Origin of the sequence: Cellulosimicrobium composti (assembly GCF_010287905.1) — a bacterium.
Lineage (GTDB): Bacteria > Actinomycetota > Actinomycetes > Actinomycetales > Cellulomonadaceae > Cellulosimicrobium > Cellulosimicrobium composti.
The window spans coordinates 18,834-43,785 of record NZ_JAAFAN010000020.1; the positions used below are offsets into that span (position 1 = coordinate 18,834).

The 24,952-nt window shown below is 74.4% G+C and carries 25 protein-coding genes; 12 read left to right on the forward strand and 13 right to left on the reverse strand.

Annotated elements, in window-relative coordinates:
- Positions 1 to 19: 19 nt before the first annotated feature.
- Both GYH36_RS07860 and GYH36_RS07865 read left to right on the forward strand, forming a co-directional pair.
- Positions 20 to 613, forward strand: coding sequence for a carboxymuconolactone decarboxylase family protein (locus GYH36_RS07860; RefSeq protein ID WP_162289567.1), 594 nt, complete (start codon positions 20 to 22; stop codon positions 611 to 613).
- Positions 610 to 1,488, forward strand: a complete 879-nt coding sequence (locus GYH36_RS07865) for an RNA polymerase sigma-70 factor (RefSeq protein WP_162289568.1) — start codon at positions 610 to 612, stop codon at positions 1,486 to 1,488. Before GYH36_RS07860 ends, GYH36_RS07865 begins: the two co-directional genes overlap by 4 nt.
- On the opposite strand, the gene GYH36_RS07870 is transcribed toward GYH36_RS07865, so the two are convergent.
- Positions 1,475 to 1,693, reverse strand: coding sequence for an SCO4848 family membrane protein (locus GYH36_RS07870; protein WP_024840795.1), 219 nt, complete (start codon positions 1,691 to 1,693; stop codon positions 1,475 to 1,477). The genes GYH36_RS07865 and GYH36_RS07870 overlap by 14 nt on opposite strands.
- Before the next feature lie 167 nt (positions 1,694 to 1,860).
- On the opposite strand from GYH36_RS07870, the gene GYH36_RS07875 reads away from it, so the two are divergent.
- Positions 1,861 to 2,688 (forward strand): siderophore-interacting protein, encoded by an 828-nt coding sequence (locus tag GYH36_RS07875; RefSeq protein WP_312028554.1) that lies wholly within the window; start codon positions 1,861 to 1,863, stop codon positions 2,686 to 2,688.
- A gap of 54 nt (positions 2,689 to 2,742) precedes the next feature.
- Here the strand turns inward: GYH36_RS07875 and GYH36_RS07880 are convergent, their stop codons facing one another.
- Both GYH36_RS07880 and GYH36_RS07885 read right to left on the reverse strand, forming a co-directional pair.
- Complete coding sequence (locus tag GYH36_RS07880; RefSeq protein ID WP_155099336.1) at positions 2,743 to 3,852, reverse strand: fatty acid desaturase family protein; 1,110 nt, start codon at positions 3,850 to 3,852, stop codon at positions 2,743 to 2,745.
- Between the two features lie 164 nt (positions 3,853 to 4,016).
- The gene (locus tag GYH36_RS07885; protein ID WP_162289570.1) at positions 4,017 to 4,970 is read right to left on the reverse strand and encodes a helix-turn-helix domain-containing protein; all 954 of its coding nucleotides are present in this window, start codon (positions 4,968 to 4,970) and stop codon (positions 4,017 to 4,019) included.
- Between the two features lie 90 nt (positions 4,971 to 5,060).
- Between GYH36_RS07885 and GYH36_RS07890 the strand changes: the two genes are divergently transcribed.
- Positions 5,061 to 5,468, forward strand: a complete 408-nt coding sequence (locus tag GYH36_RS07890) for a hypothetical protein (protein ID WP_162289571.1) — start codon at positions 5,061 to 5,063, stop codon at positions 5,466 to 5,468.
- Between the two features lie 60 nt (positions 5,469 to 5,528).
- On the opposite strand, the gene mqo is transcribed toward GYH36_RS07890, so the two are convergent.
- The 4 genes from mqo to GYH36_RS19640 form a co-directional block, all read right to left on the reverse strand.
- Positions 5,529 to 7,049, reverse strand: coding sequence for a malate dehydrogenase (quinone) (gene mqo, locus GYH36_RS07895; RefSeq protein ID WP_051471675.1), 1,521 nt, complete (start codon positions 7,047 to 7,049; stop codon positions 5,529 to 5,531).
- 131 nt (positions 7,050 to 7,180) lie between these two features.
- On the reverse strand, positions 7,181 to 7,984 hold the full coding sequence (locus GYH36_RS07900; protein WP_162289572.1) for a maleylpyruvate isomerase family mycothiol-dependent enzyme: 804 nt from the start codon (positions 7,982 to 7,984) through the stop codon (positions 7,181 to 7,183).
- Entirely contained in the window at positions 7,975 to 8,670 is a 696-nt protein-coding gene (locus tag GYH36_RS07905) for a pyridoxine/pyridoxamine 5'-phosphate oxidase (protein WP_162289573.1), read from the reverse strand. The genes GYH36_RS07900 and GYH36_RS07905 overlap by 10 nt, the downstream gene beginning before the upstream one ends.
- Positions 8,667 to 9,275, reverse strand: a complete 609-nt coding sequence (locus GYH36_RS19640; protein WP_115942794.1) for a TetR/AcrR family transcriptional regulator — start codon at positions 9,273 to 9,275, stop codon at positions 8,667 to 8,669. The genes GYH36_RS07905 and GYH36_RS19640 overlap by 4 nt, the downstream gene beginning before the upstream one ends.
- Positions 9,276 to 9,395: 120 nt before the next feature.
- Here GYH36_RS19640 and GYH36_RS07915 point away from each other — a divergent pair, with 120 nt between their 5' ends.
- Positions 9,396 to 10,805: an MFS transporter gene (locus tag GYH36_RS07915; protein WP_312028555.1), complete on the forward strand. Its 1,410-nt coding sequence runs from the start codon at positions 9,396 to 9,398 to the stop codon at positions 10,803 to 10,805.
- A 9-nt stretch (positions 10,806 to 10,814) separates the two neighbouring features.
- Here GYH36_RS07915 and GYH36_RS07920 read toward each other — a convergent pair whose 3' ends face one another.
- Entirely contained in the window at positions 10,815 to 11,981 is a 1,167-nt protein-coding gene (locus GYH36_RS07920; RefSeq protein ID WP_162289575.1) for an aminopeptidase P family protein, read from the reverse strand.
- A 109-nt stretch (positions 11,982 to 12,090) separates the two neighbouring features.
- On the opposite strand from GYH36_RS07920, the gene GYH36_RS07925 reads away from it, so the two are divergent.
- Positions 12,091 to 12,471 (forward strand): cupin domain-containing protein, encoded by a 381-nt coding sequence (locus GYH36_RS07925; RefSeq protein WP_115942791.1) that lies wholly within the window; start codon positions 12,091 to 12,093, stop codon positions 12,469 to 12,471.
- A 10-nt stretch (positions 12,472 to 12,481) separates the two neighbouring features.
- On the opposite strand, the gene GYH36_RS07930 is transcribed toward GYH36_RS07925, so the two are convergent.
- The 3 genes from GYH36_RS07930 to GYH36_RS07940 all read right to left on the reverse strand — a co-directional run bounded on the left by GYH36_RS07930 (position 12,482) and on the right by GYH36_RS07940 (position 16,553).
- Positions 12,482 to 13,417: an NADP-dependent oxidoreductase gene (locus GYH36_RS07930; protein WP_162289576.1), complete on the reverse strand. Its 936-nt coding sequence runs from the start codon at positions 13,415 to 13,417 to the stop codon at positions 12,482 to 12,484.
- Between the two features lie 43 nt (positions 13,418 to 13,460).
- The gene (locus tag GYH36_RS07935; protein WP_162289577.1) at positions 13,461 to 13,868 is read right to left on the reverse strand and encodes a VOC family protein; all 408 of its coding nucleotides are present in this window, start codon (positions 13,866 to 13,868) and stop codon (positions 13,461 to 13,463) included.
- 111 nt (positions 13,869 to 13,979) lie between these two features.
- The gene (locus GYH36_RS07940) at positions 13,980 to 16,553 is read right to left on the reverse strand and encodes an ATP-dependent DNA ligase (protein WP_162289578.1); all 2,574 of its coding nucleotides are present in this window, start codon (positions 16,551 to 16,553) and stop codon (positions 13,980 to 13,982) included.
- Between the two features lie 219 nt (positions 16,554 to 16,772).
- Between GYH36_RS07940 and GYH36_RS07945 the strand changes: the two genes are divergently transcribed.
- On the forward strand, positions 16,773 to 17,471 hold the full coding sequence (locus GYH36_RS07945) for a GTP pyrophosphokinase (RefSeq protein WP_115943710.1): 699 nt from the start codon (positions 16,773 to 16,775) through the stop codon (positions 17,469 to 17,471).
- Positions 17,472 to 17,508: 37 nt separating this feature from the next.
- Here GYH36_RS07945 and GYH36_RS07950 read toward each other — a convergent pair whose 3' ends face one another.
- Complete coding sequence (locus tag GYH36_RS07950) at positions 17,509 to 17,811, reverse strand: DUF1905 domain-containing protein (RefSeq protein ID WP_024840811.1); 303 nt, start codon at positions 17,809 to 17,811, stop codon at positions 17,509 to 17,511.
- A gap of 101 nt (positions 17,812 to 17,912) precedes the next feature.
- Here GYH36_RS07950 and ku point away from each other — a divergent pair, with 101 nt between their 5' ends.
- Both ku and GYH36_RS07960 read left to right on the forward strand, forming a co-directional pair.
- On the forward strand, positions 17,913 to 19,004 hold the full coding sequence (gene ku / locus GYH36_RS07955; protein ID WP_162289579.1) for a non-homologous end joining protein Ku: 1,092 nt from the start codon (positions 17,913 to 17,915) through the stop codon (positions 19,002 to 19,004).
- A 133-nt stretch (positions 19,005 to 19,137) separates the two neighbouring features.
- Positions 19,138 to 19,590, forward strand: a complete 453-nt coding sequence (locus tag GYH36_RS07960) for a VOC family protein (RefSeq protein ID WP_024840813.1) — start codon at positions 19,138 to 19,140, stop codon at positions 19,588 to 19,590.
- A 110-nt stretch (positions 19,591 to 19,700) separates the two neighbouring features.
- Here GYH36_RS07960 and GYH36_RS07965 read toward each other — a convergent pair whose 3' ends face one another.
- Complete coding sequence (locus tag GYH36_RS07965) at positions 19,701 to 20,345, reverse strand: TetR/AcrR family transcriptional regulator (RefSeq protein WP_024840814.1); 645 nt, start codon at positions 20,343 to 20,345, stop codon at positions 19,701 to 19,703.
- Positions 20,346 to 20,570: 225 nt separating this feature from the next.
- On the opposite strand from GYH36_RS07965, the gene GYH36_RS07970 reads away from it, so the two are divergent.
- The 3 genes from GYH36_RS07970 (at position 20,571) to GYH36_RS07980 (ending at position 24,939) form a co-directional block, all read left to right on the forward strand.
- Complete coding sequence (locus GYH36_RS07970) at positions 20,571 to 22,139, forward strand: MFS transporter (protein ID WP_376739813.1); 1,569 nt, start codon at positions 20,571 to 20,573, stop codon at positions 22,137 to 22,139.
- Between the two features lie 97 nt (positions 22,140 to 22,236).
- Positions 22,237 to 24,183, forward strand: coding sequence for a metallophosphoesterase (locus GYH36_RS07975; RefSeq protein ID WP_162289580.1), 1,947 nt, complete (start codon positions 22,237 to 22,239; stop codon positions 24,181 to 24,183).
- 51 nt (positions 24,184 to 24,234) lie between these two features.
- On the forward strand, positions 24,235 to 24,939 hold the full coding sequence (locus GYH36_RS07980; protein WP_162289581.1) for a YceI family protein: 705 nt from the start codon (positions 24,235 to 24,237) through the stop codon (positions 24,937 to 24,939).
- The last annotated feature ends 13 nt before the right edge of the window (positions 24,940 to 24,952 follow it).

A 24,952-nucleotide genomic window follows, 5' to 3' on the forward strand; every position in this document is an offset into this window, starting at 1 on the left:
TCCACGGAAGGAGACCGTCATGGCCCGCATCGCCCTCGACCCGCCCCGGACCCTGCTCAACCGGGTCCTCGCCGCCCTGTCCCGGCGCCGGTACGGTGCCGTGCTCGAGCCGCTCGCCGCCGTCGGGCACAACGCGCGGGTCGCGACGACCTACTGCGCGCTCGAGGCGGGGGCCGCACGCTGGCGCCGCCTCGACCCGACCCTCTCGGCGCTCGCCGTCATGGCCTCGGCGGTGCAGATCGGCTGCACGTGGTGCGTGGACTTCGGCTACTGGGAGTCGGAGCACGGCGACGTCGACCCCCGCAAGCTCCATGACGTCCCGGCGTGGCGCGACAGCGACGCGTACACGCCGGTCGAGCGGCGCGTGCTGGAGCTCGCGGAGGCGGCGACGGCGACGCCGCCGGCCGTGACCGACGAGCTCGCGGCGTCCCTGCTCGACGACCTGGGCGAGGCCGCGTTCGTCGAGCTCACCGCGCTCGTCGCGCTCGAGAACCTGCGCAGCCGGGTCAACGCCGCCCTGGGGCTGTCGAGCCAGGGCTTCAGCGACCGGTGCGCGGTCCCGCCCGCGGGCGGCCTGCGCGTCGCGGCGACGGCTGGCAGGCTGGCCGGGTGACGGACGACGTCGAGACGCACCTCGGGGCCTTCGCCGCCCATCGCCGCCTGCTCTTCACGGTCGCGTACGAGATGACGGGCTCCGCGGCGGACGCGGAGGACGTCGTGCAGGAGGCGTGGCTGCGCTGGTCCGCCGCCGCGCGCGACGACGTCCTCGACCCGCGCGCCTACCTCGTCCGCGTGACGACCCGCCTCGCGCTCGACCGGCTGCGCGCGCTGCGGTCCCGCCGCGAGACGTACGTGGGCTCGTGGCTCCCGGACCCTCTCCTCACGACGCCGGACGCCGCGCTCCAGGTCGAGCGCGCGGAGGACGTGTCGATGGCGCTGCTCGTCGTCCTGGAGACGCTCAGCCCGCTGGAGCGCCCCGTGTTCGTGCTGCGCGAGGTGTTCGACCTCCCGTACGAGGAGATCGCCGCGGTGCTCGACAGGTCGGCCGCCGCCGTGCGGCAGACCGCGCACCGCGCGCGTGAGCACGTGCGGGCGCGGCGCCCGCGGTTCACCGCCCCCGACGACGCGCAGCGTGCCGCCGTCGAGCGGTTCATGGTCGCGTGCGCCACGGGCGACACGCAGGCGCTCGTGGCGTCCCTCGCGCCGGACGTCGTCGTCGTGAGCGACGGCGGGGGCAAGGCGCGCGCGGCGCTGCGGCCCGTCGAGGGTGCGGACAAGGTGGCGCGCATGCTCGTCGGCCTCGCGGCGAAGCCCGAGACGACGGCGATGACGTTCGAGCCCGCGCTCGTCAACGGTGCGCTGGGCGGGGTCTGGACGCTCGACGGCGCGGCGGTCATGGCGGCGTGCGTCGAGTACGACGGCGAGCGCGTCGTCCGGGTCCTGCTGTTCCGCAACCCCGAGCGGCTCGCGGGGCTCAGACGAGCGTGAGGACGCCCAGCACCCCCACGGCGGCGGCCAGCGCGAGCGAGACGACGACGAGCACGACGTGGACGGTGAGGAACCGGGTCGCGCGGCCGTCGGCGTCGCGCGCCCGCGGGTCCCGGGCGACGCGCTGGAGGAAGCGCGGCCAGACGAGCAGGTTCCACGCGGCGGTGACGAGGAGGACGAGGGACCAGACGACGGGGAGCTCCACGCGACGAGCATGACAGGTCGCCGGTGCGGCGCCGGTCCGGTGCTCGGCCCTCCGAGGTGTGGGATCCCGCACATCGACGGCACGCTGAGGTGAGGCTAACCTTTGCGGGAGTCCGCGTCCGCGGTCCGCCGTCCGCCCGTCCGCCGGGCCGCATGTCGAGGAGCAGGGTGTCCCCCTACACGATGGTCAAGCCCGCCGACGCGCACGTCCTCACGCTGGGCGTGGTCGGGAGCACGAGGGTCAGCCCGAACGTGGTCCGCGTGACCCTGGGCGGCGAGGGCATGGACCTCTTCACGCCGATGGGCTACGACCAGTGGTTCCGGCTGTTCCTCGCGCGCGACGACCAGGACGCGCTGCGCCTGCCGACGCGCTCGTCGGGCATGTGGTACGTGCAGTACCTCGCGACGCCCAAGGCGCGCCGGCCGTGGGTGCGCAGCTACACGGTGCGGGCGACGCGGCCCGACCTGCGCGAGCTCGACGTCGACTTCGTCGTCCACGGCGACGAGGGCCCCGCGACGAGGTTCGCGCTCTCGGCGCGGCCGGGGGACCGCGTCGGGCTGCTCGACCAGGGCGTGGGCTACCACCCGCGCGTCGAGCACGACTGGACGCTCGTCGTCGCCGACGAGACCGGCCTGCCCGCGGTCGCGGGCATCTGCGAGTCCCTGCCCGACGACGCGCGCGGCCTCGCCGTCGTCGAGATCCCCGAGGCCGCGGACGCCCAGGACTTCCGCGTCCCCGCCGGGGTCGAGCTGCGCTGGGTCCCGCGCGACGCGGCCCGCGCGTCGGGCGACCCGCACGGGCGCGTGCCCGGGCGGCTCGCGCTCGAGACCGTGCGGTCGGCGGACCTGCCGTCGGGGCCGGTCTACGCGTACGCGGTGGGGGAGTCGTCGCTCGCGACCGGCGTGCGCCGGCACCTGGTCGGCGACCGGGGCGTGCCGAAGGCGAACGTCGACTTCGTCGGCTACTGGCGGCACGGCCGCGCGGCGACCGCGTGAGGCGGCCGGCGCCGGGCGTCCCTGCCCGGGCCGGGTGCGTCGCCTCGAGAACGGTCAGACGCCGCGCAGCTGCTTGAACATCGGGCAGTCGAACGGGTCGCGCGCCGAGAGCCCGACGCGGTTGAGGTACCGCACGACGATGCCGTAGGACTGCACGAGCGAGGTCTCCGTGTAGGGCAGGCCGAGGTTCGCGCAGTGCTCGCGCACGATCTCGCGCGCCCGGGCGAGGTGCGGTCGCGGCATGCTCGGGAAGAGGTGGTGCTCGATCTGGAAGTTGAGGCCGCCCATGAGGATGTTCATCCACCAGCCGCCGCGGATGTTGCGCGAGGTGAGCACCTGCTTGGACAGGAAGTCGATCTTGCTGTTCTCGGGGATGATCGCCATGCCCTTGTGGTTGGGCGCGAACGACGCACCCATGTACACGCCGAACACCGCGAGCTGCACACCGAGGAACGCGAACGCCATGCCGAGGGGGAGGACCCAGAAGACCGCGGCCGCGTAGAGCGAGAGGCGGAGGGTGATCGTCACGAGCTCCCCGACGCGCATCCGGACGTCGCCGCGGGCGCGCCCGCCGGTCAGCAGCGACCGGAAGGCCGTGACGTGCAGGTTGAGGCCCTCGAGCGTGAGGAGCGGGAAGAACAGCCATCCCTGGTACCGGTTGATGAGAGCCTGCAGGCCCTTCGCCGCCGCGGCGTCCTCGCTGAGGAACACGACCGTGTCCGGCGCGATGTCCGGGTCCTTGCCGATGCGGTTGGGGTTCGCGTGGTGGCGTGTGTGCTTGGTCATCCACCACGAGTGGCTGATGCCCACGACGCCGTTGGCCAGGACACGCCCCAGGCGGTCGTTGGCCTTGCCGGACGTGAAGACCTGGCGGTGCGAGGCCTCGTGCGCGACGAACGCGAACTGCGTGAGGATCAGGCCGAGCGCGCCGGCGACCAGGAGCTGGAACCACGAGTCCCCGAGGAGGACGAAGCCCGCGACGGCACCCCCGAGCGCGAGCGTCAGCGCCCCGAGCATCCAGAAGTAGTAGCCGTGCGTGCGGCGGAGCAGCCCGGCGTCACGCACGGTGCGCGACAGCGCGCTGTAGGTGCTCGTGACGGCGCCCGGGTCGTCGGTACGGGGGCGGGTGGCCCGGAATCCCGGGCGTACGGCGGCAGAGGTCATGAACATCCTCGCAGGGGGTCGGTGTCGACTTCCCAGCCGCGGAGATGAGCAGACGCTCGGTGGTGCAGATCACCCCACCCTACGGGACCGTAGGTTGTGCCGCGAGCCGACGACGTGAAGACCTCGCGCAGACGCCGCGCCCGGGCGGCGCCCGAGACTCGCGCTCACGCGGCGAAGCGGAACGTCTGGCGGTACTCCGTCGGGGTGATGCCGACCGCCCGGCGGAAGTGGTGCCGCAGGAGCGCGGCGGAGCCGAAGCCGGACCGGCGCGCGACCTCCTCCAGGTCGAGCGCCGTCTCCTCCAGCAGCGACTGGGCCTGGGCCACGCGCTGCGACGTGAGCCACGCGAGCGGCGTCGTGCCCGTCTGGGCCACGAACGAGCGCGCGAGCGTGCGCTCCGAGGTGTGGGCCTGGCGCGCGAGGTCACGCACGGTGAGCGGCTCGTCGAGGTGCTCCGTCATCCACTCGAGCAGCTCGGCGAACGAGTCCTCCTCGCACTCCGGCACGGGGCGCTGGATGAACTGGCGCTGCCCGCCGTCGCGCTGCGGCGGCACGACCATGCGCCGCGCGATCGTGTTGGCGACCTTCGCGCCCAGCTCGCGCCGCACGAGGTGGAGGCACGCGTCGATCCCCGCCGCGGTCCCCGCGCTCGTGATGAGGTTGCCGTCGTCGACGAAGAGCACGTCGGGGTCGATGTCGAGGCTCGGGTACTGGCGCCGGAGCTCGTCGGCGTGCATCCAGTGGGTCGTGACGCGGCGCCCCTCGACGACGCCCGCCGCCGCGAGGAGGAACACGCCCGAGCACACGCTGAGCAGGAGCGCGCCGCGCGCGGCCGCGCGCCGCACCGCGTCGAGCACCTCGGGCGGGTACGCCGAGCCGATGCGGATCGCGGGGACGACGACGAGGTCGACGTCGTCCGTCGCGTCGAGCCCGTGGTCCGGGACCACGCGGGCGCCGACCGACGTGCGCACGGGCTGCCCGGCGGCCGGGCCGCACACGCGGAAGTCGAACCTCGGGACGCCGTCCTCGCTGCGGTCGAGGCCGAACACCTCGCACACGACGCCGAACTCGAACGGGGCCAGGCCGTCGGTGACGACGGCGGCGACGGAGCGGACCATGCGGGCACCGTACGCCCGGTGGCGGGATCTTGTCGAGAGGTGTCAGTCCTGCCACTCGTCGCGCGGGGAGCCCGCGACGAGGGTGAAGGCATGGACATTCTCTGGGGTGTGGTGGTGCTTCTCCTCGTCGTCGGCTCGACGGCCGCGGCGCTCGCGGTCCGCCGCGACGACCCGACGCGGCCGTGGTTCCCGGCGGGGTCCGACGGCGCGTGGCCCGGCGCCGACGGGTGGGACCGGGCGCGCGGCGGGTCCGTGCACGGCGCCGCGTGGGACCGCGACGCGCAGCGACTGGACGCGGACCTGCGCGCGGCCGGCGGCCGACCGGAGCCCGTCCCGGCCGACCCGCACGAGGTCGCGGCCGAGCTCGTGCTGCGCCGGGTCGTCCCGAACCCGGCCGTGCGCGACGGCGTCCGGGGCCGGCTCCCGGTACCGCGGTCGCACGCGACGCCCCGCGCGGTGGCGCCCGTCAGCCCGCGCCGGGAGCGGACGGCGGGCTGACGCGACGACGGCCCGGACCTCGGGGAGGTCCGGGCCGTCGTCGACGGGTGTCCGTGCGGGTCAGGCGCGCGAGCCGACCGCGTCGACGTCCGCGCCGCCCGTGAGCTGGTCGAGGCCCTCGAGCTCCTCGGCCTCCCACGGCGCCTGGCCGAGGCTCGGGATCATCGTCGCGAGCTCGGGGCGCCACTTGGTGAAGCGGGCGGGGAAGCAGCGCTCGAGGACGTCGATCATCGCGGGGACCGCGGTCGAGGCGCCCGGCGAGGCGCCGAGGAGACCGGCGATCGACCCGTCGCTCGCGGCGATGACCTCGGTGCCGAACTCGAGGACGCCCTTGCCGTCCTTGTCCTTCTTGATCACCTGGACGCGCTGGCCCGCGGTGATGGTCTCCCAGTCCTTGGGGTGCGCCGTCGGCATGAAGCCCTGGAGCGCCGTGAACTTGGTCTCCGGGCTCGCCAGGAGCTGGCCCACGAGGTACTGGGTGAGGTCGAGGTTCTTGAGGCCGGCGCCGACCATCGAGCCGAGGTTGTGCAGGCGCAGCGACGTGAACAGCCCGAGGTACTTGCCCTTCTTGAGGTACTTGGGGCTGAACCCGGCGTACGGGCCGAACATGAGGTACGTCTTGCCGTCGACGACGCGCGTGTCCAGGTGCGGCACGGACATGGGCGGGGAGCCGACGTCGGCCTTGCCGTAGACCTTCGCCTGGTGCTGCGCGACGAGCTCGGGGTTGTCGGTGCGCAGGAACTCACCGCTGATGGGGAACCCGCCGTAGCCCTTCGCCTCGGGGATGCCCGCGGCCTGGAGCAGCGGCAGGGCGCCGCCGCCCGCGCCGACGAACACGAACCGGGCCTCGACGGTCGAGCGGCGCTTCGGGGCGTTCCACGAGCGGTCCTTGACCGTCAGGCGCCAGCGGCCGTCCTTCGTCTTCCTGAGGTTCTTGACCTCGTGCTCCAGGTAGAGCTGCGTGCCCTGGGCGACGAGGTAGTCGACGAGCTGCTGCGTGAGGGCGCCGAAGTCGACGTCCGTGCCGCTCGTCGCACGCGTCGCGGCGACCGGCTCGTCGCCCTCGCGCTCCTCGACGAGCAGCGGCGCCCACTGGGCGATGACCGCCGGGTCGTCGGTGAACTCGAGCTCGCTGAACAGCGGGTGCTGGCGCAGCGTCTCGTAGCGGCGGCGCAGGTAGTCCACGTTCTCCGCGCCGCGCACGAACGTCATGTGCGGCGTGCGGGAGATGAAGCTCGCGGGCTGCGGGAGGGCGCCCGTCGTGAGCAGGTGGTGCCAGAACTCGCGCGAGACCTCGAACTGCTCGTTGATCTTCACCGCCTTGGTGATGTCGATCGAGCCGTCCGCCTTCTCGGGCGTGTAGTTCAGCTCGCACAGGGCGGCATGACCCGTCCCGGCGTTGTTCCACGGGTTCGACGACTCCTGCGCCACGGCGCCCAGGCGCTCGTAGATACGCACCGTCCAGGTGGGCTCCAGGACCTTGAGGAGTGCCCCCAGGGTGGCGCTCATGATGCCACCGCCGATGAGGGCTACGTCGATCTGGTCTGCGCTGCTTGCGGGGTTGCTCGCTCGACTCGACACCCCTCGATTCTACGCTTGTGAAAGAGTGCACTAACTGTGCGGTGCGTCACGGGCGTGGGTCACACTTCCGCGGGACGAACGTCCCGAGAGGCGCAGGACGGACGTCGCGGCCGGGGCGGCGGTCGCCCGGATCAGGCTCGCGCGTCGCCCGCGGGCGGGGAGTACGGCGACGGCCACGGGCCGATCGGGGGCAGCGCGACCGGCTCGCCCGCGCGCAGCGCGACGGGGTCCGTGCCGGGGGAGCGGCCCGCGAGCCACGCGGCGACGTCGACGAGCGCCCCCCGCACGACGACCGCCCCGGGCGCGTCCGGCCGGCGGAGCCCGCCCGGGCCGGCGACGAGCCGGTCCGGCTCCCCGGCGAGCTCGACCGTGACGTCGTCCGCGAGCCGGACACCGAGGAAGTCGAGCAGGTGGTGCCCGAGCGCCGGGGGCCACGACGCGAGCCCGATCCCGGCGTCGAGGTCGACGGCGTGGACGCGCACCTCGCGCCACCAGGCGACCAGCGCGTCGACGACCGTCCCGTCGCGGTAGGTCACGCGCGCCGCCCAGTCCGGCGAGCCCGCAGCGGGCCACGCCGCGTCGAGCCGTCCGGCGAGCGCCTCGAGGGCGGCGACGTGCTCCGCGACCGAGCGCCGCGCGCCCGCCCGGATCCCGGCCTCGCGGCCCGCGGCGCCGCCGTCGTACACCTCGGCGAGCCCGCCGCGGGCGGCGACCTCCGCCTGCCGCGCCATCGCCTCGCCGATCGCGGTGACGTGCGCGAGCACGTGGCTGCGCGACCAGCCGGGCAGGGCCGACGGCCCCGCGAGGCCGCCGGGCGCGGTCGGGTCGTCGAGACGCCGTGCCGCGGCGGTCACGGCGTCGAGAGCGGCCCGCGCGTCGCGGCGGACCTCCTCGACGTCGGGCACGGCGAGCGGGAGGGTGTCGGTCAGGGCCACAGGAGCTCCTTGGTCCATCCGGTCGGGGCAAGGTCGGGCGCGGCGGTGTAGCGCAGGCGGGTCTGGCCGGCGCCGGTGGACGCCCAGAACTCGACGGTCGTCGGCTCAAGCGCGTAGGCCGACCACGCGTCGAGCACGCGGCCCGGGTCGGTCCGCACGCGCTCGAGCGCCGCGTCCCACGCCTCCCGGTACGCGTCGAGTGACGCGAGCGGGGCGCTCTGCGGGCCGGCGAGCGCGGTGGCCCGGCTCGCCTCGGAGCGCGCGAGGAAGTCGTCCGCGGACGTCTCGGGACCGAGCGGGACGACGGGACCGCGCACGCGCACCTGCCGACCGTGCTCGCGCCAGAAGAACGTCAGCGCCGCGTTCGGGTTCTGCGCGAGCGCCACGCCCTTGGGCGAGTCCGCGCGCGTCGCGAACACCCAGCCGTCGCCGTCGACGTCCTTGAGCAGGAGCGTCCGGGCGTCGACCCGGCCGCTCGCGTCGGCGGTCGACAGCGTGGCGGCGTGCGGCGCGGGCAGGCCCGCGTCGATCGCGTGCCCGAGCCAGTCGAGGAAGAGCGCGCTCGGCTCTCCGGGCGCGGCGTCGACGTCGAGGCCGGGCAGGTCGTCGCCGAGCACGGGGAGCGCGCGCAGGCGCTCGCGCAGCGTCGGGCGGTCGGAGGCCGGGTGGTCGGGGGTGGCGGTCACGAGTCCTCCGGGGCGGTCGCGTCGGGGTCGGGAGCCGTGGGGCCGGGAGCCGTGGGGCCCGGCGCGAGCAGCGCGACGAACCCGCGCGCCGCCGCCGCCATCGCGTCCGGGTCGTCGAGGGCGCGTGCGAGGACGTACCCGCCCTGCACGATCGCGACGGCGGCGTGCGCCCGGTCGCGCGCGGCGTCGGCGGCGAGCCCGTCCTCGACGAGGACGGCGGCGGCGAGGTCGACGAGCCCGCGGAAGTAGTCGCGGACCTCCGCCGCGAGGGTGGCGTCGTCCATCACGGCCTGGTCGCTCACGAGGCGGCCCACCCGGCACCCCGCGAGCGCGGGCCGCGGCCGCTCGAGGTAGCGCACGAGCCGCTCGACGGCCGTCCCGTCGGCGTCCAGGTCGCGGCGCGCCGCGTCGAGCCCGGCCGCCGTCGTGGCGTGCACGGCGGCGGCCGCGAGGTCGTGCTTGGTGGGGAAGTGGTGGTAGAGGCTGCCCTGTCCCACGCCGCTCGCCGCGAGCACCTGACGGGGGCTCGTGGCGCCGACGCCCTGCGCCCAGAAGAGCTCCTGCGCGGCGGCGACGAGGCGCGCACGGGTGTCGGTCGTCGTCATGCGAGCACCATACCTACCTCTAGGTATGGTGTCGAGGGAGCGTCGGCGCGGATATGCCCGTCACGTCCCCGCCCGGTGCCCGGTCGGTACGCCATGAGGATCCAGTCGTACGGTGGGTCGGTGACGGTGCAGCAGCGGGTGCTGGTGGTCGCGGTCCTCGCGTCGTTCGTGTCGTTCCTGGACGGCTCGGTGGTCAACGTCGCGCTGCCCGCGATCTCCGACGAGCTGACCACGGGCGCGGTCACCGGCCTCGCGCTCCAGCAGTGGGTCGTCGACGCGTACATGATCACGCTCGGCGCGCTCATCCTCCTCGCCGGGTCGCTGTCCGACGTCCACGGCCGGCGCCGCGTCATGGCGATCGGCCTCGTCGGGTTCGCCGTCACGTCGGTCGCGTGCGCCCTCGCGCCCGACGGGCTGTTCCTCGTCGTCGCACGCGGGCTGCAGGGCGTCGCGGGCGCGCTCCTCGTGCCCAGCTCGCTCGCCATGATCATCTCCACGTTCGACGGCGAGCGGCAGTCCCGGGCCATCGGCTCCTGGACCGCGTGGACCAGCACCGCGTCGATCGTCGGGCCGCTGCTCGGCGGGATCCTCATCGACGCGATCTCGTGGCGCTGGGTCTTCTGGATCAACGTGCTCCCCGTCGCGGTCACGCTGTGGCTCCTGCGCGGCGTCCCGCGCTCCGCCGCGGAGGAGCCGGGCGCCGCGCAGACCCCGGGCGGCCGACGTCGCATCGACGTCGCCGGTGCGACGCTCGCCGCCGTCGGGCTCGCCGGGACGGTGTTCGCGCTCATCGAGCAGGGCCGCTTCGGCTGGGCGAACCCCCTCGTGTGGGGGCCGTTCGCCGTCGGCGTGGCGTGCCTCGTCGCGTTCGTCGCGTGGGAGCGGCGCGCGCCCGACCCGATGCTCCCGCCGCGCCTGTTCCGCGTGCGCAACTTCGCGTGGGGCAACCTCGCCACCGCCGCGATCTACGGGGCCCTGTACTTCGGGGGGTTCGTCGTCACGCTGTTCCTCCAGCAGGTCGGCGGGTACAGCGCGACGGCCGCCGGGCTCGCCCAGCTCCCCGTGACGCTCGTGCTGCTCGCGCTCTCGACCCGGTTCGGGGCGCTCGCGGGCCGGTACGGGCCGCGGCTGTTCATGACGCTCGGGCCGATCGTCGGCGGCGCGGGCTACCTGCTCCTCCTCACGACGACCGACGACGCCGTCTACGTCACCCAGGTGCTGCCCGGCCTCGTCCTGTTCGGCGTCGGCCTCGCCATGACGGTCGCGCCGCTGACGTCGGCGATCCTCGGCTCGATCCCCGCGGCCGACGCCGGCATCGGCTCGGCGGTAAACAACGCGGTGTCGCGCGTCGCCGGGCTCGTCGTCATCGCGTTCGCCGGGGTGATCGTCGGCGGCGTGCTCGACCTCGACGGCTTCCACCGCTCGCTCGTCGTCACGGCCGCGCTCCTCGTGCTCGGCGGCGTGCTGAGCTGGGTCGGCATCCGCAACGAGCACGTGCGCGCCACCCAGGCCCGGGCCGAGGGCTCCTGACCCGTCGTCCTACCGGACCGTCAGGAGGTGGTGCGTCGAGGTGTTGAGGCGGCGCGCGCCCTCGGGCGCGTCGGGCGGGAACGCGACGACGATGTCCTCGATCCGCACGCCGAAGCGGCCGGGGAGGTAGACGCCCGGCTCGACGGAGAAGCACATGCCGGGCTCGACCGGGCGGTCCTCGCCCTCGACCATGTACGGCGGCTCGTGGGTCGTGGTCCCGATCCCGTGCCCGGTGCGGTGCACGAAGTGCTCGCCGTACCCGGCCTCGACGATCACGGCGCGCGCGGCCCGGTCGACGTCCTGGCACGTCGCACCGGGGCGCACGGCCTCGACCCCGGCCTGCTGCGCGCGGCGCACGACGTCGTGGACCTCGCGCTGCTGCGCCGCGCGGGCGTCGTCCGCGCCGCCCGCGACGAGCACCGTCCGGGAAGTGTCCGACCCGTACCCGTCCCGCAGCCCGCCGAAGTCGAGCACCACCAGGTCGCCGGGCTCGATCACGCGATCTCCCGCGTCGTGGTGCGGGTCGGCGCCGTTCGGGCCGGAGCACACGAGCGTGAAGTCGACCTGCTCGTGCCCGTGCGCGCGCAGGAACCGGTCGAGGTCGGCCGCGACGTCCCGCTCGCGCCGGCCCGCGAACGCGACACCGAGGACGTCGGCGAACGCCGCGTCGGCCGCGGCCCCCGCCGCCGCGAGGCGCTCGACCTCCTGGGCGTCCTTGACGGCCCGGAGCGTCGGGACGGCGTCGGTGAACGCGGTGAACCGCGCGCCGGGGAGGGCGCGCTGCAGGCCGAGCACGTGCAGGGCCCACGTCGCGTCGGAGACGGCGTACGACCCGTCCGCACGCAGGAGGCGCGCCGCGGCGTCGTGCTCGTCGTCGCCGTCGCGCCACGTCACGACGTCGAGGCCGTCGGCTCCGGGCGCGGCGGCGAGGTCCCCGCGCTCGAGCAGCGGGACGACGACGGTCGCCCCGGGACCGTCCGCGGGGATCGCGAGCAGCGTGAGCCGCTCCGTCTCCGGCGGCGCGTACCCCGTGAAGTACGCGAGGTCGGGGCCGGGGGAGACGAGCAGGCCCGCGAGCCCGGCCGCGCGCGCGTGCGCGGCGGCGCGCTCGCGGCGCGCGGCGTAGACGTCGGGGCCGAACGCGGCCCCCGGGCGTGCGGCACCGGTGCTCGTCATGGCCCCAGCGTCGCACCGCCCGGCGCCGCGATCGAGCCAGGAGGATCGAGCCAGGAGGTCGGGCGCGGGGGCGGGCTCTCGGGCGCGCCCGCCGTGGCAGGGTGGGCGCATGAGCGACGTGCGCAACCTCCTCACCGCCCTCGACGCCTTCGACGGGCACTGGCAGCCGCACCGCGTGACGAGCCTCAACGACGAGGACGTCAAGGTGGTCAAGGTGCTCGGGGAGTTCGTCTGGCACACGCACCCGGACACGGACGAGCTGTTCCTCGTGCTCGCGGGCGAGCTGACGATCGACCTGCGCGAGGACGGCGCCGAGCGGTCCGTCGTGCTCGGCCCCCACGACCTCGTCGTGGTCCCGCGCGGCGTCGAGCACCGCCCGCGCGCCGCCGTGGAGACGTCCGCCGTGCTCGTCGAGCGGCGCGGGACCGTGAACACGGGCGACGCGGGCGGCGACCTCACGTCCCCGCTGCGCGAGCTGCCCGACGCCTGACCGGCCAGGGTCAGACGCGGACGACGACCTTGCCGCGCACGTGGCCGGTCTGGCTCGCGCGGTGCGCGTCGGCGGCGTCGGCGAGGTCGAACACCTCCGCGACCTCCGGACGCAGCAGACCCTCGTCGCCGAGGCGCGCGAGCTCCGCGAGGTCGTCCGCGTCGGGGCGCACCCACACGTAGTGCCCGCCGAGCTCGTCGCGCGCACGGGCGTCCGTGATCGAGGCGACCGTGCCACCGTCGCGCAGCACCTGGGGCACCGAGTCGAGCGCGTCGCCGCCCACGTAGTCGAGGACGACGTCGACGCCCTCCGGCGCGAGCGCCCGGACCCGGTCCGCGAGCCCGTCGCCGTAGGTCACCGGCTCGGCGCCGAGCGAGCGCAGGAAGTCGTGGTTGCGCTCGGACGCCGTGCCGATCACGCGCGCGCCGAGCGCCTTCGCGATCTGGACGGCGAACGACCCGACGCCGCCGGCCGCGGCGTGCACGAGGACCGTCTGCCCCTCGGCGACACCCGCGCGCCGGATCGTCTGGTACGCCGTGAGGCCCGCGAGCGGCACGGCGGCCGCCTCCTCGAACGACCAGGCGGCGGGCTTGCGCGCGAGCGTGCGGACCGGCGCCGCGACAAGCTCCGCGAACGTCCCGCCCGACACCTCTCCGCCGACGACGTCCTTGCGCACGTACCCGTACACCTCGTCGCCCACCCGGAGCTCGGGGGTGTCCAGGCCCACGCGCTCGACGACGCCCGCGACGTCCCAGCCGGGGACGACGGGGAAGGCCACGTCCATGACCTGGTCGAGGTACCCCTCGCGGACCTTCCAGTCCACCGGGTTGACGCTCGCGGCGCGCACGCGCACGAGCACGGAGTCGGGCCCGACCTTCGGCGTGGGCAGGTCGGTCGTCTCGAGGACCTCGGGTCCGCCGTAGCGGGAGTACGTGATGGCTCGCATACCGGCGCCAACCCCGCGGCCGCCCTGCGGATTCCCGGCGTGGTCAGCCCTCGAACGCGCTCGGGTCCATGTGCAGGACCTCCCACTGGTGGCCGTCGAGGTCGGCGAAGCTGCGCGAGTACATGAACCCGCCCTCCTCCTGCGGCTCCTTCACGGGGCTCGCGCCCGCCGCGAACGCCGCGTCGGCGAGGCGGTCGACCTCCGCGCGGCTGTCGACGCTCAGCGCGTTGACGACCTCCGTCGTCGTGGTCGCGTCCGCGATCGCCTTGGTGGTGAACTGCTTCGCGAACCCCTCGGTGAGGAGCATGACGTAGATCGTGTCGCTGATGACGATCGACGACGCGTTCTCGTCCGTGAACTGGTCGTTCACCGTGAACCCGAGCGCCGTGTAGAAGGCCTTGGAGGCGTCGAGGTCCTTGACGGGCAGGTTGACGAAGATCTGGGTGCTCATGCGAGGTCCTCCGGCGTCGTGGGCGCGTGCCCGGTGCGTGGTGTCGTCGGGGTAGACGAGCACGACCGCCGCAACTCATCGCCCGGGGCACACGGCCGCCCCGGCGGCGCATCAGGACGATGCCGGTGCCTCGAGCACGACGTCGTCCGGCGACTTGTCGCGGCGCCACCCCTTCCACACCGGGTGCCGCAGCTTGCCGAACGGGATGTCGTCGCCCTCGCCCTCGCCGGGCCCGGTCCACTCCGCGTAGACGACCTCCGCCACGCGCCGCGGCGACACCCAGCGCGCGTCGCGCGCGTCCTCGCGCGGGACGCCCGTCGCCGGGGCCGTCGTGCGCTCGATCCGGCCGAGCTCGGTGACGAGGTCGCGCCGCTCGGCGTCCGTGAAGCCCGACCCGACGCGCCCCACGTACACGAGCCGACCGTCGTCGGGCACCGCGAGCAGCAGCGACCCCACGAGGTGCGTCCGGTCACCGTGGCCCGGGCGCCACCCCACGACCACGACCTCCTGCGACTGCGCGTGCTTGAGCTTGAGCCACGACGACGACCGGCGCCCGGACGAGTACGTGCCGTCGCGCCGCTTCGCCACCACGCCCTCGAGCCCGAGCCGCCTCGACGTCTCCATCGCCGCGTCGAGGTCGCCGTCGAACGCGGGCGGCACGTGCACGGGAGCACGCGCTCCCGAGAGCACGTCCTCGAGGATCTCGCGGCGCTCGTCGTACGTCCGCCTCGCGAGCGAGCGCCCCGCCGTCTCCAGCACGTCGAACACCATGAGGTCCACCGTGACGCGCCGGCGCGCGGCGGCGACGTCGCCGGGCTTGGCGATGTTCGCGCGCTGCTGCAGGCGGCGGAAGCTCGGGCGCCCGCGCGCGTCGAGCGCCACGATCTCGCCGTCGAGCACGACCGGCAGCGCCTCGGCGGGCACCTGCTCGGCGAGCGCCTGCAGCTCCGGGTACGTCACCGTCATGTCCTTGCCCGACCGGCTCACGAGCCGCACCCGCCCCTGCGACACGTGCGCGAGCGCGCGGAACCCGTCCCACTTCATCTCGAACGCCCACGCGTCGCCGTCGTGCAGGTCGCCCGCCGACGCGGGCGACGCGAGCATCGGCCGCCAGTCCGTGCGCGCCGGCCGCGGCTCCGAGGCGCCGTCGCGCTCCGTGCGCTGCTCGTGGTCGGGTCGGGTGGCGGGTGGGGTGCTCGCCCCACCCGCCTTCTTGGGCTCACCACGCGGCGCCATGAGGTGGATGAGCCAGTTGTCCTCGTCGCGGCCGTCGCGGCCGCCCGTGTGGATGAGCGCGAGGCGGCGCGTGCCGTGCTGCTCGCCGTGGAGCGTGACGATGACCTCCTCGCCGTCGCGCCACTTCTCGAGCTCGTACGTGCCCGCGTCCCAGATGGTGACCTCGCCGGCGCCGTACTCGCCCTTCGGGATCGTGCCCTCGAACGACCCGTACGCGAGCGGGTGGTCCTCCGTCTGGACGGCGAGGTGGTTCTTCTTCGGGTCGGTCGGCTCGCCGCGCGGGAGCGCCCAGCTCACGAGGACGCCGTCGTGCTCGAGGCGGAAGTCCCAGTGCAGGCGCCGGGCGTGGTGCTCCTGGATGACGAAGCTGTTGCCCTCGCTCGGGGGCGGGGCCTCGTCCGGCACGGGCTCGGGCGTGCGCTGCGCGTCGCGCATGGAGCGGTACCGGTGCAGGCGGTCGGGCCGCTCGTCGTCGCCCGCCCCGGGGTCGTCGTCGCCCGACGCCGCGGCGCCCTTGCGCTCGAACGTCGCCATGCGCTCGGGCGTGGGCTCCAGGGCGGACAGGTGGCCGAGGGTGAGCGCGGCGAGCGGATCCCCGATCGTGCGGACGCGCTCGACGACCTCGTCCGCGTCGAGGTGGCGCAGGTCCGGGTCGTCGAGCTCGTCCCACGTGCGGGGCGCCGCGACGGTCGGGTGCTCGCGCCCGCGCAGCGAGTAGGGCGCGATCGTCGTCTTGTTGCCGTTGTTCTGGCTCCAGTCCACGAGCACCTTGCCGCCGCGCAGCGACTTCTTCATGTCGCTCACGACGAGGTCGGGGTGCTCGGACTCCAAATAGCGCGCGAGCTCGTGCGCGACGGCGGAGACGGCCGCCGCGTCCTGCTTGCCGTCCAGGGCGGCGTACAGGTGGATGCCCTTGGACCCGCTCGTCACGGGCAGCGGCTCCAGCCCCATGCCCTGGAGGATGCGGCGCGCGAGCCGCGCGACCTCCGCGCACTCGGGCAGCCCGGCCCCCGGGCCGGGGTCGAGGTCGAGCACGAGCCGGTCCGGGTTCAGGTGCGCGCCGGTGCGCCCGAACTGCCACTGCGGCACGTGCAGCTCGAGCGACGCCGTCTGGCCGAGCCACGTGAGGGTCGCGAGGTCGTTGACGAGCACGTAGTCGTTCGCGCTGCTCTTGTGCTGGATGCGGCGCGTGCGGACCCAGGACGGCACGCCCTGCCCGGCGTTCTTCTGGAAGAACACCTGACCGTCGACGCCGTCGGGCCAGCGCTTGCGCGTCGCGGGCCGGTTCGCGCAGTGGGGGAGCATGACGTCGGCGACGGCCGCGAGGTAGGCCAGGACGTCGGCCTTCGTCGTGCCCGTCGCGGGGTAGAGGACCTTGTCGAGGTTCGTCAGCCGCAGCCGGTGGCCGCCGACGCTCACCGTCTCGCCGCGGCTGGAGGAGGGGGCCATGCGCCCATCGTGGCGCGGGCCCGGCGGCGCCGCGCGTCGGCGTCGCACCCGGTGCCCGGGAACTTCCGGGCGTCCCCGGCCGTGGACACTGGAGGGAGCGACCCCGTCCCGGCCGCCGGGACGACCAGAACCGAGAGGACCACCGTGACGCACCTGACGACCGACGACGTCCCGCTGCCCGCGGAGCTCGGTCCGCGCGTGCGCGAGTTCCGGCGCCTGATGATGTGCTACAAGTTCGGCATCGACGAGGTGATGACGAAGATCACCGTCCTGCGCGACGAGTTCCGCCACGTCCACGACGACAACCCCATCGAGCACCTGGGCTCGCGCCTGAAGTCGCTCGACTCGATCGTCGCGAAGGCGCGGCGCAAGGGGATCCCGCTCACGCCCGAGGGCGTGCGGGAGAACATGTTCGACGTCGCGGGCGTGCGCGTGACGTGCTCGTTCGTCTCCGACATCTACCGCGTGCGCGACCTGCTCGTGGGGCAGCGCGACCTCACGGTGCTGGAGGAGCGGGACTACATCGCCCACCCGAAGAGCAACGGGTACAAGAGCCTGCACCTCATCGTCCAGGTGCCGGTGTTCCTCTCGGACCGCGTCGAGGACGTCGTCGTCGAGATCCAGCTCCGCACGATCGCCATGGACTTCTGGGCGAGCCTCGAGCACAAGATTTATTACAAGTACCAGCGGGAGGTGCCGCAGCACCTCACCGACGCCCTCAAGCTCGCGGCCGACGTCGCCGCGACCCTCGACACGACGATGGAGCGCATCCACGACGAGGTGCGCGGCCTCGAGGGCGTGCCCGAGCCGGTCGAGAACACGGACGAGCTGACGACGCCGCGCGAGATGATCGCGACGTTCATGCGCACGGCGCAGGTCGCCGACGAGGCGTTCCACGAACGCCGGCACGACGGCTGACGCGAGCCGGCCGGGCCGGGGCGGGCCGCCGTCGTGCTCAGACGAGCGTCTCGACGCCGATCCGCACGCGGTCGCCCACGTCGACGCCCTCGGCGCGCCGCACGGCGGCCTTGATCGGCACGACGAACGTCTTGCGCTGCGCGTCGGGGAAGACGGACGTGGACCAGCGTTGCGCGCCGAGCGTCACCTCGACCTTGACCGAGCCGAAGCCGGCGGTCGGGATCGGGAGGTCGGCGATCTCGTCGCTCACGTCCTCGGGCAGCGCGGCGAACACCCAGCTGTCGGTGCGCGCCTCCCACCGCCACAGCTCCGCCTCGAACTCGAACCTCGTCCCCGCCACACCCCCATCCTCGCGCGCGCCACCCACACGCGGGCGGGGCGGGCTCGGCCCGGGACCGGTATCCGCTCGCGGGTCGGCGCACGGGACGCCACCATGGACGGATGAGGGCCATCTGGAAGGGCGCCATCACGTTCGGCCTCGTCAACGTGCCCGTCAAGGTGTACTCCGCGACGGAGGACCACGACGTGCCGCTGCACCAGGTGCACGACAAGGACGGCGGCCGCATCCGCTACCGGCGCGTGTGCGAGATCGACGGCGAGGTCGTGCCGTACGAGCACATCGACAAGGCGTACGACGACGGCGAGCGCACCGTGGTGCTCACGAGCGAGGACTTCGCCGCGCTGCCGGCCGAGCGCAGCCGCGAGATCGAGGTCGTCGAGTTCGTGCCGAGCGAGCAGATCGACCCGCTCCTGCTCGACCGCAGCTACTACCTGGAGCCGGACTCGAAGTCGAACAAGGCGTACGTGCTCATGCGGCGCACGCTCGAGGAGACCGACCGCACCGCGATCGTGAAGTTCGCGCTGCGGCAGCGGACCCGGCTCGCCGCGCTGCGCGTGCGCGACGACGTGCTCGTGCTCCAGACGCTGCTGTGGGCCGACGAGGTGCGCGAGGCCGCGTTCCCGTCGCTCGACGAGGAGGCGAAGGTCACGGACAAGGAGCTCGCCATGTCCGCGCAGCTCGTGACGAGCTTCGAGGCGGACTTCACGCCCGACGAGTACGAGGACGACTACCAGGTCCAGCTGCGCAAGCTCATCGACGCCAAGCTCGAGCAGGGCGACGCGCTCGACACCGCCGAGACGTTCGGCGAGCAGCCCGAGGAGGGCGAGGGCGCCGAGGTCATCGACCTCATGGAGGCGCTGCGCAAGTCCGTCGAGTCCTCCAAGAGCGCGCGCTCGGGCGGGTCGAAGTCGTCGGGCGGCTCGTCGTCGGGCGGGTCGAGGTCGTCCGGTGGGTCGAGGTCGTCCGGTGGGTCGAGGTCGTCCGGTGGGTCGAAGTCCTCGGGCGGTTCGACCGCGAAGAGCGGCTCCGGGCGCACGGCGTCCTCGTCGTCGGGCAAGGGCTCGTCCGGGTCGCGCTCGAAGAGCGCGACGTCCGACAAGGGCGGGTCGGCGTCGAAGAGCAGCCGCTCGAAGTCGGCGTCGAAGTCGTCGTCGACCACCAGCAAGAGCACGCGCAAGAAGGCGTCCGCGTAGCGCTCGCGCGTCCGCCGTCCGCCGCGGCCGGCCGGGCCGACGTGCGCGGGCGATGAGTTCGCGAGGTCCGCACGGTCGGAGGGAAGGGGAGGCCGACCGGCCTCCGCGACACCTGCGACGGACGGAGACGACGATGCGCGCGATCGTGCCCAGCCTGTGGTTCGACGACGACCTCGAGGAGGCGATCGCCTTCTACTCGAGCGTGTTCCCGGACGCGAAGACCGGCGACGTGCTCCGCCAGCCCGACGGGTCGGTCCTGTCCGCGGAGTTCACCCTCGCCGGTCAGCGCTTCGTCGGCATCAACGGCGGGCCGCAGTTCTCCTTCACCGAGGCCGTGTCGTTCGTCATCGAGTGCGAGTCGCAGGAGGAGGTCGACGAGTACTGGGCCGCGCTCACCGACGGCGGCGAGGAGTCGCAGTGCGGGTGGCTCAAGGACCGGTTCGGGCTCTCCTGGCAGGTGGTCCCCGTCGAGTTCCTCGACATGCTCCAGGACTCCGACCAGGCCAAGGTGCAGCGCGTCGTCGACGTGATGATGACCCAGTCCAAGCTCGACCTGGAGCCGCTGCGCGCGGCGTACGACGGCTGACACCGCCCTGACGTCGGCTCTCGACCGGCCACGCTCGAGGGGCCCCGGCGCCAGTCCGCGACGACGCGACGGTGCGCCCGCGCGGCAGGGTGCCTCTCGGGCGTGCTGACTCAGTCGTCGAGCGCCTCGTGCGCTCCACCCGGGCGCCGTAGGTCCACGATCTCGTTGAGGAGCGCGAGGAGGTCGTCGACGTCGTCGCCCGGCCTGGGGCCGCGGAAGGCGAGGTCGTCCCCGGGGGCGGGGGCGGCGTCGTCGGCCTCGGCGCCCGCCGCGGCACGGCCGAGCGCGTCGCTGCTCAGCGCCGCGTGCGCGTAGAGCCCGTCGCTGAGCAGGACGATCGCGCGCGCGACGACGGGGTCGCCGACCTCGTCGAGCACGGCGCGGGTCCACGCGTCGTGCGCGCCGTCGAGCGCGGCGCGGGCGTGCGGGTACGACCCTTGCGCGAGGCGTGAGACGGCGAGGTAGACGAGCTCAAACTCGGTGTCGACGAGGGTCGAGGTGCGGATGAGGTAGTCGACGGCACCCGCGGACGCGGCGCGCATCGCGTCGACGTCGGCGGCGGTGAGCTCGCGCAGGTGCTCGGTGAGCCCGTCGGCGAGCGCGTCCTTGGACCCGAAGTGGTAGAGCAGGCCGCCCTTGGAGACCCCGGCGCGCTCCGCGACGGCCTCGAGCGTGGCGGCGCGCTCGCCCTGCTCGACGAGCAGGGACGCGTACGCGCGCAGGACCTTGGCGCGAGCTGCGGGGGGCGGCGGCATGGTTCCGAGGGTAGTGGGAGGGCGCGGCGCCCCGACCCGGGCGCCCCGACCCGAGGTCCCCGCCCGGGGGAGCGCGGCCGCCTGGGAAGGGGTGGTGCGCGACGTCACACCGCTGCGCGGATGAGCACGCGGCCCGGCGTTGTTACTGTACCGTCCGGACGGTTTGGAAGTTCGACGCCACCGCGTCGCCCCGACCGCCAGGAATGACGTGGAAGGACCCTCGCCGTGACGACCCCGGTGACGACGACCCCGACGACCACCCCGACCTCGCCCGCACCACACGCGTCCACGACGCGCGGACCCGTGCGCGGCGCCGCCGGCCGCTGGTTCGCGCTCGCCGTGCTCATGCTCCCGGTGCTGCTCGTGTCGATCGACAACACCGTGCTGAGCTTCGCGCTGCCGCAGATCTCCGAGTCCCTGCGCCCGAGCGGGACGCAGCTCCTGTGGATCATCGACGTCTACCCCCTCGTGCTCGCGGGCCTGCTCGTGCCCATGGGCTCGTTCGCCGACCGCGTGGGCCGCCGTCGGCTGCTCCTCGTCGGGGCCGTGGGGTTCGCGGCCGTGTCGGTCGTCGCCGCCTACGCGCCGACGGCCGGCGCGCTCGTCGCGTCCCGCGCCGCGCTCGGCCTCTTCGGCGCGATGCTCATGCCGTCGACGCTCTCGCTCCTGCGCAACGTCTTCGTCGACCGCGAGGAGCGCCGCCTCGCCATCGCGATCTGGGCGGCGGGGTTCGCGGCCGGGTCGGCCCTCGGCCCGATCGTCGGCGGGTTCCTGCTCGAGCACTACTGGTGGGGCTCGGTCTTCCTCCTCGCCGTCCCCGTGCTCGTGCTCCTGCTCGCGCTCGCGCCGTTCTTCGTGCCCGAGTCGCGCGACCCCGCGCCGGGGCGCGTCGACGTCGTGTCGATCGCGCTCGTCATGGCGACGATGACCCCCGTCGTCCTCGGCATCAAGACCCTCGCGAAGTCCGGAGTGAGCACGCTCGCGGTCGGCAGCGTCGTCGTCGGGCTGGTCGCGGGGGCGCTGTTCGTGCGCCGCCAGCTGCGACGCCCCGACCCGATGCTCGACGTGCGGCTCTTCACGCGCGGCGCGTTCAGCGGGGCCGTGCTCGTCAACCTGCTGTCCGTGTTCTCGCTCGTCGGGTTCCTGTTCTTCGTCTCCCAGGACGTGCAGCTCGTGCTCGGCCTCACGCCAATGCAGGCGGGCGTCGCGCTGCTGCCCGGCCTGCTCGTCATGATCGTCGCGGGGCTCGCGGTCGTGCGGGTCGTGCGCCGCGTGCGGCCCGCGCACGTCGTCGCCGTCGCACTGGTGTTCTCCGCGGTCGGGTACGCGGTCGTCGCCGCGGGCGCGGGGCAGAGCACGCTCGGCCTGCTCGTCGGGGCGTTCGTCGTGCTGTCGCTCGGCGTCGGCGCGGCCGAGACGGTCTCCAACGACCTCATCGTGTCGTCGGTCCCGGCCGAGAAGGCGGGTGCCGCGTCCGCGATCTCGGAGACCGCGTACGAGGTGGGCGCCGTGCTCGGGACCGCCGTCCTCGGGAGCATCCTCACGGCCTCCTACCACGCGAACGTCGTCGTCCCGGCGGGCGTGCCCGCGGCCGACGCCGCCGCGGCGGCCGAGACGCTCGGTGGCGCGACCCAGGTCGCCGCGACCCTCCCCGCCGGGCCGGCGCAGGCCCTGCTCGACTCCGCGCACGCGGCGTTCGGCAGCGGCGTGGGCACGACGTCGCTCATCGGCGTGGTGCTCATGCTCGTCGCCGCGGGCGTGGCGCTCGTCACGCTGCGCGGCGCGCGGTCCTGACGTCCCGCCGCCCGCTGCGCCCCGCCCCGTGCGAGCGGGGCGCGGGGCGGTGGACGCAGTTGGCGACGCGGGCCCGGATCCGGGAGGCTGGGCGGTGATGAGCCGCCCGCACCGCACCCCGCCGCGCTGGGTCCGCTGGACCCTCGCCGTCCTCCTCGCACTCGTCCCGTGCGTCGTGTGGGGAGTCACGACGGCGACGGCCGAGCGCAGCCTCGGCCCGCACGAGGCGCGCTACGAGGTGACGACGAACGACCTCGTCACCGTCGACCTGGGCCCGCTCGGCACGATCCAGATCCGTTCCCCGCTCCCGCTCGGCCTCGGCGTGGACGTCACGGTCGAGGAGATCCCCGCCGACCTCACCGCCGTCGGGCAGGCCGACACGCTCGAAGGGCTGACGCAGGACCTCGAGGACTACCTGCGCTTCTTCGGCGGCCCGCAGGAGACGATCAGCTCCGTCACGCGCGCCCTCGTGGCCGACGCGCTGCGCCGCACCGGGTTCGCGATCGTCGTCGTCGGGCTCGCGGGCGGCGGCCTCTACCTCCTGCTCGGGGCGTCGCGCCGGCGCGAGCTCAGCGAGCGCGTCGCGCCGCGCACGTACGAGATCACCGCGAGCGTCGTCCTCGTGTCGCTCGTCGCGGCGTCCCTCGCCGCGAGCGACCCCGGGACGACGCGCGGCCCGTCCCAGCGCGCGTCCGTCGTCTTCGACGGGACCCCGCTCGAGGGTGCCCGCATCACGGGCAGGCTCGCGGGCGTCGTCGACACGTACGGCGCGATGCTCATCGACCTCTACCGCGAGAACGAGGACTTCTACGCGCGCGCCAACGCCAACCTCGAGGCGGCGTGGGAGCGCCGGGAGCACATCCAGCGCCTCACGCGTCCGCGGCTCGACGCCGTCCCGGCGTCCGACGACGACCCGACCGACGCGCCGACCGGCGACGGTACGGCGACCGGCGCCGACGAGGCGCCCCCCGCCGGCGCGGACGACACCGGCACCACCGGCGGTGAGGGCGCGACGGGCGACGAGACCACCGACGAGGGTGCGCCCGGCGCGGACGCGACGGGTGACGCGACCGACGACGCCGCGACCGGCGAGGAGGACGCCGGCGACCGGGACGGCGGAGCGAGCGGCGACACCTCGGGCGACGACGAGGAGCCGACGCCGGAGCCCGCGGCCGAGGAGGACCTCGTCACGCTCCTCGTGGTCAGCGACCTGCACTGCAACACCGGCATGGCCCCGCTCATCCGGACGGCCGTCGAGCGCTCGGGCGCGAACGTCGTCCTCAACGCGGGCGACACGACGATGAACGGCACCGCCGTCGAGTCGTTCTGCGTCGACTCGTTCGCGTCCGCGGTGCCCCAGGGCGTGACGATGGTCGTGGCCGACGGCAACCACGACAGCGTCGAGACCTCCGCGCAGGAGCGCGCCAACGGCCAGACCGTCCTGGACGGGAAGATCGTCGAGGTCGAGGGCATCAGGATCCTGGGCGACCGCGACCCGCTCGAGACGCGGCTCGGCCTCGGGAGCCAGCCCCCGCGCGAGGAGACGCCCGAGGAGTACGCGGCCCGGCTCACGGAGGTCGCGTGCGCGGCGCAGGAGGACGGCGACGGTGTCGACCTCCTGCTCATCCACACCCCGCGCATGGGCAACGAGGCGCTCGACTCGGCGTGCGTGCCGAACCAGGTCTCGGGCCACATGCACACCCGCTCCGGTCCGGTCCGGTTCGGCGGCGGCGTGCGGTACGTCAGCGGCAGCACGGCCGGCGCCGTGAAGGACCAGCTGCGCATCGGCCCGCTCAAGGGCACCGCGGAGATGACCGTGCTGCGCTTCGACCCGCAGCAGCGGCGCATCGTCGACTGGCAGCTCGTGCAGGTCGGGACGGACGAGTCGGCGAAGGTCTGGCCGCGCATCGCGTGGCCGACCCCGTCCGGCGTGCCCGTGCCCGACGAGCCGCTCGAGGGCGAGAGCGGCGAGGTCGGCACGGACGACGGCGACCCGGCCGGGACGCCCGGCGACGCGCCGTCCGGCGGTGCTCCGCAGGGCTGAGACGGCGCGCCGGTCCTCGCCGCGCGCCGTCCCGGACGGCAGGATGGGCGTATGAGCAGGTCCACGCGCTGGATCGTCGTGTCGGTGGTCCTCGCGCTCGTCGTGGTGCTCCTCGCGCCCTTCGTGTACTCGGAGGTGCAGGAGGGTCGCACCCCGCCGCCGCTGGGCCTGCAGTCGCCGGGGGAGGAGACGGCGTCCGCCGCGCCCGCGCCGCCCGGCCCGTTTGACGTGGACGGCGTGTGGGTCGTCGGACCGGGCTCCGAGGCCGGGTTCCGCGCCGAGGTGCTGGACGTGCCCGCGGACGAGGCGGTGCTCCTCGGCGTCACCCCGGACGTCTCGGGGTCGTTCCGCGTCCAGGGCGGCGAGCTCCGGACGGCGACGGTCACGGTCGCGACGACGACCCTGCGGACGGGCTCGTCGGTCGCGGACCGCCAGCTCCAGCAGGCGCTCGAGACGGACCTGTACCCGACCACGCTCTTCTCGCTCACCGCGCCGCTCGACGTGAGCGCGCTCGGTTCCACGACGGAGCCCGTCCGGCTCGAGGCCCCCGGGGCGCTGACGATCCGCGACGAGACCCTGTCGGTGACCGTCGCGCTCGAGGCGCAGCGGTCGGGCTCCGGGGTGCTCGCCACGGGCGCGATCGGCGTGCGCTTCTCGGACTACGGGATCGCCGTGCCGCCCGACGCGCCCGTCCAGGTCGACGACGTCGGCACGGTCGAGGTGCGGCTCGAGCTCGTCCGCCCCGTGAGCCCCTGAGCCGCCCGCGCGG